At 74.8% G+C, this 14314-nt stretch carries 8 protein-coding genes; 6 read left to right on the plus strand and 2 right to left on the minus strand.

The window, feature by feature from the left end:
• The 5 genes from ACPA54_RS37375 to ACPA54_RS37395 form a co-directional block, all read left to right on the plus strand.
• On the plus strand, positions 1-926 hold a 926-nt coding region (locus ACPA54_RS37375), incomplete at its 5' end, for a pseudouridine synthase (protein ID WP_423536779.1).
• A gap of 221 nt (positions 927-1147) precedes the next feature.
• Positions 1148-3490 (plus strand): hypothetical protein, encoded by a 2343-nt coding sequence (locus tag ACPA54_RS37380; RefSeq protein WP_423536780.1) that lies wholly within the window; start codon positions 1148-1150, stop codon positions 3488-3490.
• Positions 3491-3792: 302 nt separating this feature from the next.
• Positions 3793-5601: a hypothetical protein gene (locus ACPA54_RS37385; RefSeq protein WP_423536782.1), complete on the plus strand. Its 1809-nt coding sequence runs from the start codon at positions 3793-3795 to the stop codon at positions 5599-5601.
• A 176-nt stretch (positions 5602-5777) separates the two neighbouring features.
• Positions 5778-6863, plus strand: a complete 1086-nt coding sequence (locus ACPA54_RS37390; RefSeq protein WP_423536784.1) for a prephenate dehydrogenase — start codon at positions 5778-5780, stop codon at positions 6861-6863.
• Between the two features lie 144 nt (positions 6864-7007).
• Positions 7008-9854 carry a helicase-associated domain-containing protein gene (locus tag ACPA54_RS37395; RefSeq protein WP_423536785.1) on the plus strand — a complete coding sequence of 949 codons (2847 nt, stop codon included), beginning with the start codon at positions 7008-7010 and terminating at the stop codon, positions 9852-9854.
• Between the two features lie 52 nt (positions 9855-9906).
• Here ACPA54_RS37395 and ACPA54_RS37400 read toward each other — a convergent pair whose 3' ends face one another.
• Entirely contained in the window at positions 9907-11286 is a 1380-nt protein-coding gene (locus ACPA54_RS37400) for an FAD-binding oxidoreductase (protein WP_423536786.1), read from the minus strand.
• A gap of 140 nt (positions 11287-11426) precedes the next feature.
• Positions 11427-12152 (minus strand): TetR/AcrR family transcriptional regulator, encoded by a 726-nt coding sequence (locus tag ACPA54_RS37405; RefSeq protein ID WP_423536787.1) that lies wholly within the window; start codon positions 12150-12152, stop codon positions 11427-11429.
• Between the two features lie 412 nt (positions 12153-12564).
• Between ACPA54_RS37405 and ACPA54_RS37410 the strand changes: the two genes are divergently transcribed.
• On the plus strand, positions 12565-14169 hold the full coding sequence (locus ACPA54_RS37410; protein ID WP_423536789.1) for an ABC transporter substrate-binding protein: 1605 nt from the start codon (positions 12565-12567) through the stop codon (positions 14167-14169).
• Positions 14170-14314 lie beyond the last annotated feature (145 nt).

Here is a 14314-nt window from a genome sequence, read left to right on the forward strand (position 1 = left end):
CCGCCGGCCGAGGCGGCGCGGCGGCCGGCCGCGGGGGTGCGCAGGGCCGCGGCGGAGCCGGCGGTCGCGGCGGGGCGGCGAAGTCGGACTACGAGTACGGGACGGGCGCGCCCAAGCAGCGCGGCTCCGGCTCGGGCTCCGGCCGTCCGGACCGGCGTCCGACGACGGTCAAGGAAGGCTCGCGCACGCCCCGCGAGGAGCAGGAGGGCGTGCGCCTGCAGAAGGTCATGGCGCAGGCAGGCATCGGCAGCCGCCGGGCGTGCGAAGAGCTGATCGACCTGGGCCGTGTCGAGGTGGACGGCCAGGTCGTGCGCGAGCAGGGCCTGCGCGTCGACCCGTCGAAGGTCGAGATCAAGGTCGACGGCCTGCGGATCCCGACGACCAGCGGCGAGGTGTACGTCGCGCTGAACAAGCCCGCGGGCGTGGTCTCCACGATGCACGACCCGGAGGGCCGGCCGACGCTGTCGGAGTACATCACCGACCACGAGCAGCGGCTGTTCCACGTCGGGCGCCTGGACACCGAGACCGAGGGCCTGATCCTGCTCACCAACCACGGCGAGCTGTCGAACCGGCTGACGCACCCGCGGTACGAGGTGCGGAAGACGTACCTCGCGCAGGTCCAGGGCCCGATTCCGCGCGACCTGGGCAAGCGCCTGAAGGAAGGCGTCGAGCTGGAGGACGGTCTGGCGCGTGCGGACAGCTTCCGCATCGTCGACCAGCTCGGCAAGACGTACATGGTCGAGGTCGTGCTGCACGAGGGCCGCAAGCACATCGTGCGGCGCATGCTCGCCGAACTCGGCTTCCCGGTCGAGCGGCTGGTGCGGACCCAGTTCGGGCCGATCAAGCTCGGCGACCAGCGCCCGGGGCGCACGCGGCGGCTGTCCAACGAGGAAATCGGCCTGCTGTTCCGCGAGGTGGGGCTCTGACCCCGGCTGTACTCGGGTAATTCCGGTAATTCCGGTTTTCGTGACGCGGCCGCCCGGCTTCCGGGCGGCCGCGTTCGCGTGTCCGGGCCGAGCCCGCTTCGGGGACGCCGCCGATCGTGCGTTGTGCGTGCTGCGGAGGGCGGGCCGGGGCTGCTAGAACGTAGCCCAGGGCGGCGCCGGGGACACGTGCCACCCGCGGGTTCGGGCTAGGTGGGGGTGGCGTGGGGGCGAACACGGGCGCGGCGGTGCTCGACCGGATCGTGTACCGGTGGCAGGAACGGGATTTGCTCGGCGGCACCGGGTTGGGGCCGGCCGCCACGTCGCTCGGCGCGGCGGAACTCGGGCCGTGGGCGGCGGAACTCGGCGGGCATGTGGGGATGGCGGTCGACGTCGCGACCGGCCCGTACACGAGCGTGTGCTGGGCCCGCACGATGCTCGGGCCCGCCCTGATCCACCGCGAATTCGCCCTGCACGGACGGGACAACGCGCCCGGCAACGTGGCCCACGTCCTCCTCGACCCGGGACGTGCGCTGGCGCCGCACGCGGTCCTCGCGCTCGGCATGTTCGACTGGGCGGCCGACGGGCCCGCCCTCACCGACCTCGAACCCGGCCACGTGCTCGACCCGTTGCCCGCCGACGCCCTCGTCGCGGTGGCACACGAACGCGCCGACGGACTGCGGGCCGCGGCCCGCGACCGGCGCGTCGCCCTGACGGCGGTCGCCGCGGCGCTCCTTGCCCGGCCGCGCGCGACGCTGTCGCTGCTGCAGCGCGACGCGGGGCCGGACCCGGCACCGCTGCTGTGGGGCGTCTTCGACCTGGTGAGCCATTTGGCGCGGGGGAGTTGGAGCTTCTCCACGTACGAGACGAGCGACGACGCGGCCCGTCCCCGGTTCGTGGTGGTGCCGCGCTGGCCCGACAGCGCGCCGAACGGGCGCCTCCGGCTCGAGGCCGACGCCGAGCCGGAGCAGACGCCGTACGGCGAAGCCGCCCGGCGGCTGGTCGACTTCTACGCCGAACGCCCGTGGACGGAAACCCGTGCTCTGCTGCGCGAACTGCGTCCGACGGGGTTGATGGAGCCGGAGGAACGGGCCGCGGCGGTGATAGCGGCGGTACGCGAGCGCGGCGGGGCCAGCGCGCATGGTGCCGGGACGGGTGTCGGGCCGGGGGCCGGGAGTGTGGCCGGAGTCGCGCCGGGAGCCGGTGGCCCCGGCCGCGGCGCGGGGACCGGCGTAGCGGGCGAGGGCCTTGCCGTGGCCGCGGGCGCGCCCAGCACCGCCGGCACCGCCAACACCGCCGCGGACGCCCCCGCCCGTCCCCAGGCCGAACGCCCGGCCGTGGAACGCCCCCGCGTCGAACGCCCCGACCGGCCCGCCCCCGCGCAGCCGGAGACGCGCTATCTCCCGGTGGCCTTTCCGAGGAAAGACGGCCAGGGAGACGCGGCGGCCGAGGGCGGAATCGGCGGCGGCCGTGACGGCCTCGGTGGCGCTGCCGCGGGCGACCGGGCGCCGTATGCCGCGGGGTCGGTGGCGGGGGTGCAGGCCTCGGCGGGGCGTCCGGGCTTGTCGGGCGGGCCCGATGCCGGGGGAGTGGGCGGCGCTGCTCCGGCCGGTCGAGGCGAAACCGGCACAGCGCCCCCGGGTGGCGGCATATCCGGCGGCAGGGGAGGTCAAGGCCATGTCGCCGGGCGGCACGTCGGTGCTCCTGCCGTGGTCGATCAACCTGGTGCCCCCGGTGCCGGTCATCACGGGTCCGCTCCCGCGGCGCCCCGTGCCCCGTTCGGGCCCGGACCCGGCGGGCCCGGCGGGACCGTGCCTCCGCCGCCCGGTCCGCCGCCGGTGGCTCCCGGACAAGCGACCGTCTCCGGATTCCCCCCGCCGCCCGCGGGCCCGCCGCCGCGTCCGCCGCGCCCCGACGCGGCGGCCGCCGAGTCGCACGGGGGCAAAGCGTCCGCCCCCGACCGAACCTGGGACCGCGACGCCTGGCTCGCCGACGGTGTCGACGACCTCGCGCGCCACGCGCTGCTCGAAGCGGCGCGGTGGCTTGCCGACGGGGGTGCGGCCGAGGACCGCGGGTTCGGGAGTCTGCTGGACAGCGCGGGGCTCGTCGCCGTCGCCGTGGGGTTGGCGCGGGCGGACGTGGTGCTTCTGCCGGGGCTCGTCGCGCATCTCGGGCGGATGGCCGGGCACGGTGTGGACGGGGGGCTCGCGGCCGCGGATCAGGCGCGGTTGGAGCGGGTGTTGGGCGGACTGGACGGGCCGATGCGGGAGATCGACCGGTGCGGGGTGCCGCGGCAGGACGTCGCGGCGGCGCTCGGCGGCTTTGCCGCGCTGGTGCTCGCGGGCCGCCGGTCGGACCGGATCGCCGGCGAACTTGCCACGGTGGTAAGGAACTTGGATACGGTGTCGGGAACGTACCGGCCGTATCAACAGGAACTCACCGGTGCGGCACTGGCGCACGGACTCGGTGCACGGCTCTTCGCCGAGATCGGACGGTTGTGGGCGGTCAGCCGCGCACTGCTGCCCGACGGTGTGGACGGCCGGGAGGCTCTCGGCGACCTGCCCTAGGCCGTGTCCGGTGGCGACGGATCCCGCGGCGGGCCCCGCGCAAAACCGCGCGGCGATGCCACAATCGGCCATGGGCCCGCTCGCGCGGGTACCGGCACGGACAGGCACTGGACAGGGCACCGCTCACGAGGACGGTGGCGATGGAGGGCAGTTCCCGACCGACCGCATCCACATCCACATCCACATCGGTTGCTGGACAAGCAGTCGGCCAGGCAGTCGGTCAAGCTGTCGGACCGGCAGCCGCGGCCGAGGCGGCCGGCGACGCCGCGGCTGCCGGTGCCGCGCGGGCTGGCGGCGCCGCGATGACCCGGCAGCCGCTGCACCAGATCGTGTACCGGTGGTCGCGGCAGGACCTGTTCGGCCGCCAAGGCCTCGGGCCCGCCGCGACGTCGATGCCGGTGGCCGAGCTGGCCCGGGTCGCCCCGGAGCTCGCGGGCATGGTCGGCGCCGAGTTCGGCGGCGACGGCGTCCCGCCGACGAGCACGTCGCTCGTGCACGTCGACGCGTACGCGGCCGTCGTGCACCGGGTTGCCGCCGAGTTCGAGCAGGGCCGGCTCGGCAACAACGCGCACGTCCTGCTCGGCACCCGCACCGCGCTGACCCCACACGTCGCGCTGGCCCTGGACGGCTGGGCGTGGCGGAACGGGCAGCCGCCGCTCGGCGACGTCCCCCCGGGCCACCGTCTTGCCCGGGTGCCGTCGGCGGTCCTCGACGAGACGCTCGCCGAACGCGCGTTCACGCTGCGCGACGCCGCCCGCGCGCGGGCCGACGAGCTGACGGTCGTGCTGGCCGCGGTGCTGCGCCGCCCCGCGATGGGGTTCTCGCTGCGGATCGCGGACACCGGCGGGGATCCGGTGGCGTTGCTGTGGGGGCTGTTCGACCTGGTGACGGTGCCGCTGCCGGGGCCGCTGACGTTCTCCACGTTCGAGACGTCCGACGACACCGGCCGCCCGCGGTTCGTGATCGTGCCGCGCTGGCCGTCGCAGTTGTGGAGCGGCCGGCACCGCATCGACCCGAACTCCGAAGCCCGTACCGACGTGTTCCGGGCGGCCGCCGACTTCATGGTGCAGCGGTATGTGGAGGCCGACTGGGACACCATGTACCCGCTGCTGACCGGGCTGCAGGGGCTGCGCCGGTACGCGCCGTACGACCGCGCAGCCGAGATACGGGACCGGTTCGCGCCGCGCGGCGGCACCCCGCCGCCCCGGCTCAGCCGCCGCGACGACCCGCCGCGCGACCTGCTCGGCAACCCGGTCGAGCAACGGGCCGACGATGCGGCGGTCGAGGCGGCCGTCGGCGCGGCGCGGCGGGAGGCCGTCGACGAGGCCGCTGCGGAGCACGAGGCCCCGGACGAAGCCGCGGTGGAGACCGCGGCCGAAGCGCCCCCGGAAGCCGCCCCCGACGACGCGTTCGACGCTGCCGTCGAGGCGGAACCCTACCCGGAACCCTACCCGGAGCCCCACCCGGAGCCGACCGCGACCGATCTGGAGCCCGAGGCGTTCCCCGCCACCCGCCCCGGGCCGGCGCCGGCGTTGCCCGAGCGTCCCGAGGAGCCGCCGCCGAGCGCGGGCATGGCCGACCGGGTGTGGTGGACCCGCCGCGGCGTCTACGAGGAGGACGTCGACGCGCTGGAGTTCGCCGTCGCCCAGCTCGCGGACGGCGGCGCGGACCGCGCGGTGGCGTTCGTGGAAGACGTCGTGGCGCTGGTCGCCGCGCTGGAGCTGGGCGACGTGCGGCTGCTGCCCTACGTCGCCGCACAGCTCCCGCACCGGTTCGACGACGCCCCGGCGTGGACGGTGCGCGAACGCCGCGCCGTGCGGTACGCGCTGGCCCGCCCGGACCGCTACGGGGCGCGGCTCGCCGAGGCGGACGTCGCGCGCGACGTGGTGCGGACGCTGCTCGACCGGCTGGCGCGCGTCGTGCTGTCGCTGGAGAAGGACCCCGCGGTGCCACTGCGGGCGCTGGCCCGGGACATGCTCGGCGACCGGCGCAAGCTGCCGCCGTACCCGCTGCTCGACGACGTGCTGCGGCATTCGTCGTGGGAACACCTGTACTACCAGGAGCTGGGGCGGCGCTGGGCCGAGCTGCATCCGGTCGACTCCGTCGAGTGAACGCGCACCGCCCGGGCCTGCCGAGGGAGGTCCGGGCGGTGCGCGGCGGCGACCTGCGGTGCGGGGCGGCGGGGCCGGGGCGGATAGCCTGGGACGGTCATTGACCGACCGGATTCCCGGGCCGCGGCCGCCGTGTGCGCACCGGGCCGGATTCCCCCGCTGCAACGGAGTTCGCGATGCGTACCGCCGCCGTCGTCGGCACCGGCCTGATCGGGACCTCCGTCGCCCTCGCGCTCGCCGCGCGCGGCATCACCGTCTATCTGCACGACGCCGACCCCACGGCGGTGCGCACCGCCGCCGCGCTCGGCGCCGGACTGGCCGAGACGCCGCCCGCGCCGGTGGACCTGGCCGTGCTCGCGGTCCCGCCGGGCCGCATCGGCACCACGCTGAAGTCCTGCCAGGACGCGGACCTCGCGCACAGCTACACCGACGTCGGCAGCGTCAAGGAGCAGCCGCTCCGCGACATCGAGGCGCTCGGCTGCGATGTGAGCCGCTACGTCGGCGGCCACCCGCTGGCCGGCCGGGAACGCTCCGGCCCGCTCGCCGCCCGCGCCGACCTGTTCGACGGGCGGCCGTGGGTGCTGACCCCGGCCCGCGACACCGACACCGAGACCCTCAACCGGGCGCTGGAGATGGTCGCGCTGTGCCGCGCGGTGCCGGTGGTCATGGAGCCGCGCGCGCACGACCACGCCGTCGCGCTGGTGTCGCACGCGCCGCACCTGGTGTCCGCGCTCATGGCGGCGCGCCTGGAGGAAGCCGCGGACAGTGCGACGCGGCTGGCCGGGCAGGGTGTCCGCGACGTCACCCGCATCGCCGGTTCCGACCCGCGGCTGTGGATCGAGATCCTCGGCGCGAACGCGGGCGCGGTCGCCGACGTGCTGGCCGGCGTCGCCGACGACCTGCACGACACCGTCGCCGCGCTGCGCGCGCTGGCCGCCGAGGACGACGCCAAGCGGCAGGAGGGCAGCGACGGCATCGCCGGGATCCTCCGGCGCGGCAACGCCGGGCACGCCCGCATCCCCGGCAAGCACGGCGCCCCGGCCGCCCGCTACGAGGCGGTGCCGGTCGTGGTCGGCGACCAACCCGGCGAACTCGCACGGCTGTTCGCGGACGTCGGCGCGTCCGGCGTGAACATCGAGGACATCGCGATCGACCACGCGCCGGGCCGCGCCGCCGGCCTCGTCGAGCTGATGATCGACCCGGCCGCGGCCGACGGCCTGGTGCTGGACCTGCGCCGCAAGGGCTGGAACGTGCAGCGCTGACCCGCACGGCGGAACAGGCGGCTCCGGACTCCCCGGACTCCCCGGACTCCGGAGCCGCCCCGCCGTGCGGCCACGGATTCCGCCACCCTCACGCCACCCCACGGGAGTTGCCCTCCCGTCGGCGGATTCTGGCAGTCTGGACGCGTGACGCTGTCCACCACCGACTCGCTCGCGGTGTACCTGGCTTCGCTGTCCGCACCCGACCTCACGCGCGTCGTCACGACGGCGCCGACGGTGCCCGAGGAGCCTCGGCCGCGTACCCTGCGTCACCTCGCGGTATGCCTCGCCGACCCGGAAACCGCGCTGCTGGGCTGCTCGTTCCTCAGCCGCGGCGAACTCCAGCTCCTCGAAGTGCTGTGGGCGGTCGCCGACGAGCGCCAGCCCGGCGGCGCCGCACGCCTCGGCCGGGACGCCGGGCCGCGCCTCGACGACGACCCGGTGGTCGTCGTCGACCCCGATGTCGTCTTGGCGCTGGTCGGCGGCCCCGGCACCGCCGAAGCCCGCGAACTCGGGCCCGCGCTCGACACGTTGACCGGCCGCGTGCTCGCCTGGCCGGAAGACGGACGGATCCGCCTGCACCCAGGCGCCGCCTCGGTGTTCCCGCTGCCGCTCGGCCTGGGCGCCCCCGCCTACCCGCTGCTGCTCGGCCAGCGCGCCGAAGACCTCCGGACCATCGTGCGCGAACTCGGCGGACTGCCCGCCGGCCGCAAAGACCACACCACGGAGAACGCCGCCAACGCCGCGAACGCCGCGCTCGCGGCCCGGCTTCTCGGAGACCCGGACGTCGTCCGCCGTGTCGCGTCCCGCCTCGACCCGCCCGCCCGCGCCGCCCTCGACGAACTCGCCGAGATCGGCATACGCCGCGATCCGTCCACCGCCTGGGGCTACTACGGCACCCGCCCCGGCCCCGGCCCCGGCGACCCGCTGGCCCGGCTGCGCCGCCGCGGCCTGCTGCTGGCCACCGGCGACGGATGGGAAATGATGCCGCGCGAAGTCGCGATGGCGCTGCGCGGCGACACCTACCGGGTCGCGTTCGAAGCCCGCCCGCCGCAAGTCCCCACCGCGGTCGTCGACCGCGACGCGGTGTTCCGCGCATCCGCCGCGGCGGCCGCCGCCGCGGTCGACACCGCGACCCGCCTCCTGCACACCTGTGCCGTCAGCCCGCCGCAACTGCTCAAGAGCGGCGGCGTCGGCGTCCGCGAGCTGCGCCGCCTCGCCAAGGAACTCGCGTGCGACGAGGCCGCGGTGCGGCTGTGGCTGCACGTCGCCGAGTCCGCCGGACTGCTCGCCGCGGACGCCGACCACTGCCAAGCCGCCCCCACCACCGCCTACGACGCGTGGCTCGACGGTGAACCCGCGGTCCGGCTGCTGGCGTTGGTCCGCGGCTGGGTCACCATGCCCGACGTGCCGATGCTGGACGCCGCCGCACCCGCGTCCGCCCGGCGCCACGTCCCGCCGCTGTCCGCGACCGGCGACCACGGCGGGCTCGCGCTCGTCGCCCGCGGCGCCCTGCTGCGCACCCTCGGCGGGCAGGAACCCGGGCACGCCGTCGCGGACACCGCGGCACTGGCGCGCTGCATCGCGTGGATCTGCCCGACGCCGTTCCGGCACGGGCTGGAAGACATGATCGACGGGCCCGTGTTCGGCCTCGGCGCGGCCGACGCGGACGCCGCCGACGGCGGGTGGCCCGGATCGGTGTGGGGCAGCGGTGACGTCACCGCTCCGTTGCCCGCCGAGACCTCGGCCGCGGAACGGCGCATCGCCGTGGCGGTGGCCGGTGATGCGGGTGACGCCGGCGGCCCGGGCGGCCTCGGCGGCCTCGGCGACCCGGGGGGCCCGGACGGCCCCGCCGCGCATCCCGGCGACGGGCTGCCGCCGACGGTGCCGTGCGACTGCCCGGACTGCCGCGAAGTCGGCGAGGAGATCGCACACGCCTTCCGCGGCCGCTTCGACGCCGCCGCGTTCACCGAGGCGACCCTCCGCGAAGCCGCCGCACTCGGCCTGGTCGCGCACGGCGCGCTCACCGCGCTCGGCGGCGGCGTCGCCGTGCGGCACAGCGCCGCCGTGCTGCTCGCCGCGGCCGAGGAACTCCTGCCGCCCGCGGCCCGCAGCGCCCGCTTCCGCACCGACCTGACCGCCGTCGTCGCCGGACCCGCCTCCGCCGAACTCGCCCGTCTGCTCGGCGGCTGTGCCGACGCCGAAGCGCACGGCCCGGCGGGCGTGTGGCGGTTCTCCGAAGCGTCCGTCCGCCGCCACCTCGACGCCGGCGGCACCGCGCCCGGACTCCTCGCCGACCTCGCCGACGTCGCGGTCGGCGGCATCCCGCAACGGCTGCATCACCTCGTCCACGACGTCGGCCGCCGCTACGGCCAGGTCCGCGCCGCACCCGCGGCCGCCGTCGTCTACTCCGACGACGAAGCCCTCGTCGCGGAAATCCAGCGGCACAGCCGCCTGACCGCCCTCGGCCTGCGCCGCATAGCCCCCACCGTGCTGCTGTCCGGGCAGCCGCTCGACCGCACCGTCGCCGCGCTGCGCCGGGCCGGCTACGCACCCGCCGCGGAGACCGCGACGGGCAGCGCGCTCGTGGAACGCGCCGAGGAGTTCCGCGCCCCCGGGACCGGCCGCGCCGCGGGCTGGCCGGTCGCGCTGCCGATGCCCGAGGAACTGTCCGACGGCTGGCGGGTCTGGGCCGCCGACGTGCTGGGCCGCGCCGCCGCACCGGCGCCCGTGCTCGGCGCCAAGGCCGCCCGGCTGCGCGAGGCCGCGCCGCTGCTCGGGCCCGAGGACTGCGCGGTGCTCGCCGACGCGCTCGACCGCGGCAGCGCGGTGCGGGTCGCGGCCACCGCGTACAACGGCGAACCGATGACGAGCACCGTCGCGCACCTGGCGATGGCCGGGGAGAGCCTCTATATGCGGCCGCCCAACGGACGCCCGGCCTTGCTGCCGTTCCGTCTGGAGACGCTGTGGATGGTGCTGCCCGCGGACGACTGAGCCGTCCCTTGCGTGACCGGGCGAGCGGGCAGCCGACGGCGGCTGCGCGGTGTCAGGTGTTGGGCTTGATGTTGTGGTTGAGGTGGAAGAGGTTGCCCGGGTCGTAGGCGGTCTTCACCGCGGCCAGGCGCCGGTAGTTCTCCTCGCCGTAGCCCGCGAGCACGCGGTCGGCGCCTTCGTCGCCGATGAAGTTGAGGTAGACGTCGCCGGTCGACCACGGCCGCATGGTGGTGCGGACGTTCCGCACCCACTCCCGGGCGGCGGCGTCCTCGGCGGGGTCCTCCCAGATACCGAACGGGTGGACGACGTACGGGGCGCCGCGCCACGGCACCGGCCAGCCGTCCGTGTTGCGGGCGACCGCGCCGCCGCCCGGGAACATGACGTGCTGCGACAGCAACGGCTTGCCCGCGAGGCAGTCGACGAACGCGTCTGCGGCTTCGTCGGGGAAGCTTGCCAGGTACTCCGCCGACCAGTAGTTCCGCATGCCGGGCGGGTCGTCGAACAGCGTCTGGGCGATCGAGTAGGGGAGTTGCGCGACCATCTTGCCTTCGGGTTCGAGGTCGACGAACGGGGCGACGACCTCGGCGGCGGCGCTCTCCGGACCGGCGTACATCACCGCCACGGCCGCGCACCGTTGGCCCTGGAGCTGCGGCGGCACGAACTCTTCCGGGGGACCGGTCACGAACACGAAGCCACCGCCGACCTCGTCGGGCGCGTGCGCGAGGAAGTCGCGGTAGGCGCCGAGGATCTCCCGTCCGTTCTCCTCCGGCCACAGGAACAGCGCGGCGGTGAACGCGGGCAGTTCGTGCAGCCGCAGCGTCATCGCGGTCGCGACGCCGAAGTTGCCGCCGCCGCCGTGCAGCGCCCAGAACAGTTCGGGGTGCCGCTTCTCGCCGGCTTCGATGAACCGGCCTTCGGCGGTCACCAGTTCGACGGACAGCAGGTTGTCGCAGGCGAGCCCGAACTTGCGTTCCAGCCAGCCGGATCCGCCGCCGAGGACGAACCCGCCGAGGCCGGTGGTGGACGCCCGGCCGCCGGTGGTGGCGAGGCCGAACGCTTCGGCGGCGCCGTCCAGGTCTTTCATGACGGCGCCGCCGCCGAATCGGGCGGTGCGGGCGCCGGGGTCGACGGTCACTTCGTTCATCCGGCTCAGGTCGACCATCAGGCCGCCTTCGGTGACCGCTTTGCCGGCGACGCCGTGCCCGCCGCCGCGGACCGAGATCTCCAGGCCCATGTCACGGGCGGCGACGACGGCGTGGGCCACGTCGTCCGGGGAGGTGCATTGGGCGATGATGCCGGGGCGGTGGTCGACGGCGCCGTTGAAGACGGTTCTCGCCTCGTCGTATCCGGGGTCCTCGGGGAGGAGGACATCGCCGTCGAACGCGCTGTGCAGGGTGGCCGCCGCCACAGCGTTGCGGCCGAGGGTGGTCATGGTGATCTGCTTCCGGGTGTGCCCCGAGCGGCCCCGAGTTCCGGACGCGGCGGGCCCGGCGGTGGCGGGGGCCCGGAAGCGGGCCCGGCGGGGCGCGGGCATGCCGCTGTGTCCCACGGTAGTCCCGGGGCGCGGTCCCGTCAGCCGCCCGCGGGCCGCCGCTGCGGACCGTGTCCGGCCCGGTTCGGGCCGCGTTCGGGCGGGCTTTGTTCGGTGGGCGTCTGCGCGTAGATGCTGCGGCCGATGACGGTGGTGAGGGCGTCGAGCAGTTCGTCGGACACGCGGCCCGGGGAGGCCGTGCCGTCCGGGGTTTCGGCGGGGGCCGCGGCGTCGGTGAGCGTGGTGACGAGCAGGCGGGTCAGCACGGCGGCGGTGACGTCGGCCGGGGGACCGGCGGGGGCGAGGCCCGAGGCGCGGTCGCGTTCGATGCGGGTGGTGGCGTTGGCGACCAGGCGGCCGATCATCCGGTCCCGGCAGTCGCGCAGCGCACCGACGGCGGAGTCGTCCATCATCACGCGCATGATCGGTCCGTGCTCCTGCCAGACCGCGGCCAGTTTGCCGAGGGACGCGCGGAGTTCGCCGCGGTCCGGGGGGTTGTCCAGGAAACCGTCGGCGACCGCGATGAACGCGCCCGCGACGGGGTCGAGCAGCGCCTCGAACACGGCCTGTTTGCCGGCGAAGTAGAAGTAGAAGGTGGGCCGCGAGATGCCCGCACCGGAGACCAGGTCGTCGATGGTGATCCGCTCGGCCGGCTTGTCCGCGAGGAGCCGGCGGGCGGTGTCCAGGATCGCCTGCTCCCGCAGGTCGCCCTTGCTGGGGCCCCGACGGCGACTGCCGCCGCGGTCGACCGGTCCGCGCTCGTCCATGGGGATCATTATCGGGGGAGGGGCGGTGGGGGTGGCGGTGCGGTCGGGCGACGGAGGGCCTGACGCCTGTCGCCTCACGCCTGACGACTGGTGGCTCGTGGCGGGGCGGACACCTTCGGAGTGGCGAGGGAGGGGGTGAGTCGGCCGGACGGTCGGCTGCCACCGGCCGTGCAGCCGCTGTCCTGCCCGTCGTTCGGTGTCGCTGGTCCGGGTGGTTGGGGCAGGCAGGTTGTTGCACTGCTCACAATTCCGTCTTGAATCGTTCGACTTCGTATGGTTGCTTGAGTCCGTCAAGGAAGTCCGAGGGGCTGCGTGCTCGGACACGTGTCACCGTATGCAGGGCCGCGAGGACCACGGCGCACGACGGGCCGTTCCGACGGGGGAACGGGCCCGCTATGCCGAGGAGTCGTCGATGTTCTCCAGAACCACGCCGCCCCGCCGCCGAAAGCTCTCCGCCGCCGTCGCGGCGGCGGTTGCGCTGACGCTTTCGCTCGCCGCCTGCGGGGGCGGCTCCGACGACGGAGCCGGCTCGGGCTCCGCCTCCGGAACCGGCGGCGGCACCGCGAAGCAGGGCGGTGCCGTAACGATTCCGCTGGCGACCGAATCGCGCGGTCTCGACCCGTTCACCGCGTCCTACACCGGCAGCGCGGACTCCAGCCGCATGGCCGCGCTCTACGACTTCCTGGTCTACCTCGACCCCGCCGACGGCAAGGTCAAGCCGCGGATCGCGGAGAGCCTCACCCCCGACGCCACCGGCGCGGTGTGGACGCTCAAGATCAAGCCGAACGTGAAGTTCAGCGACGGCACGCCCTACGACGCGGCCGCGGTCAAGGCCAACTGGGACGCCAACAACGACCCGGCGATGAACTCCATCCACCGGGTCAACATGGCCGGAGTGACGAGCGAGGTCACCGGACCGCTGGAGCTGAAGGTCACGCTCGCCAAGCCGAGCCTGAACTTCGACCGCAACGTGGTCAACGGCCTCACCTACATCGCCTCCCCGACGGCGTTCAAGGCCGACCCGAAGGGCTTCGCGGGCAAGCCGGTCGGCGCCGGACCGTTCGTCCTCAAGGAATGGGTGCGCGGCAACCGCCAGACCCTGGTGCGCAATCCCACCTACTGGCAGGCCGGGCTCCCCAAGCTCGACCAGGTCACCTTCACGGTGATCTCCGACGCCACGCAGCTCCTCAACACCCTGGGCAACGGCCAGGCGGACATCACCGTCACGTCCAACGCCGAGGCCGACGACATCGCCAAGACCAAGCACCTCGAGGCGCTCACCACGCCGGTCTACGGCGGCCAGTACTTCCTCATGAACACCCGCCGCGCTCCGTTCGACGACCCGCGGGCGCGCCGCGCCCTGGCGATGGCGCTGGACAGCCCGGCCATGATGAAGACGCTCTACGGCGACAACATCAAGGCGGCGGACAGCGTCTTCAAGGAGAACTCGCCGCTGGTGGACCCGGCCGTGCCCGCGCAGCCGGCCTACAACCAGGCCGAGGCGCAGAAGCTGTTCGACGAACTCGCCGCCGAGGGCAAGCCGGTGCGCTTCACGTACCTCACGCAGCAGAACACCAACGCGCGCAAGACGGCCGAGTACATGCAGAGCCGGCTGAACCAGTACAAGAACGTCTCGATGGAGATCGAGGCGGTGGAGGTCGGCGCGTACATCACCAAGGGCCTGGTGAACCGCGACTTCCAGGCGCAGAACTTCGGCATGTGGCTCGTCGACCCGGACCCGGGCATCGACAGCCTGTACCGCAGCACCTCGCCGACCAACTACTCCGGCTACAACAACCCGGCGGCGGACGCGGCGCTGGACAAGGCCCGTGCGGCGTCGACCGAGGAAGCGCGCCGGGCGGCGTACACCGAGCTGGTCAAGATCACCGCGCAGGACGTGCCGCTGTTCGTCTGGCAGGAGGCGGTCACGGTGATCGTCTACCGGTCGACGGTGACGGGAGTGACGATGGTGAACGACGGGGCCATGTTGATGGACCAGGTGGGGTTGAAGAAGTGAGGTGAGGCGGGGCCGGGGCCGGGGCCGCTGAGCCGCGGAGCCGCGGAGCGGTGACGATGGTGAACGACGGGGCCATGTTGATGGACCAGGTGGGGTTGAAGAAGTGAGGTGAGGCGGGGCCGGGGCCGGGGCCGCTGAGCCGCGG

The organism is Uniformispora flossi (assembly GCF_049534875.1).
Lineage (GTDB): Bacteria > Actinomycetota > Actinomycetes > Streptomycetales > Streptomycetaceae > Yinghuangia > Yinghuangia aomiensis.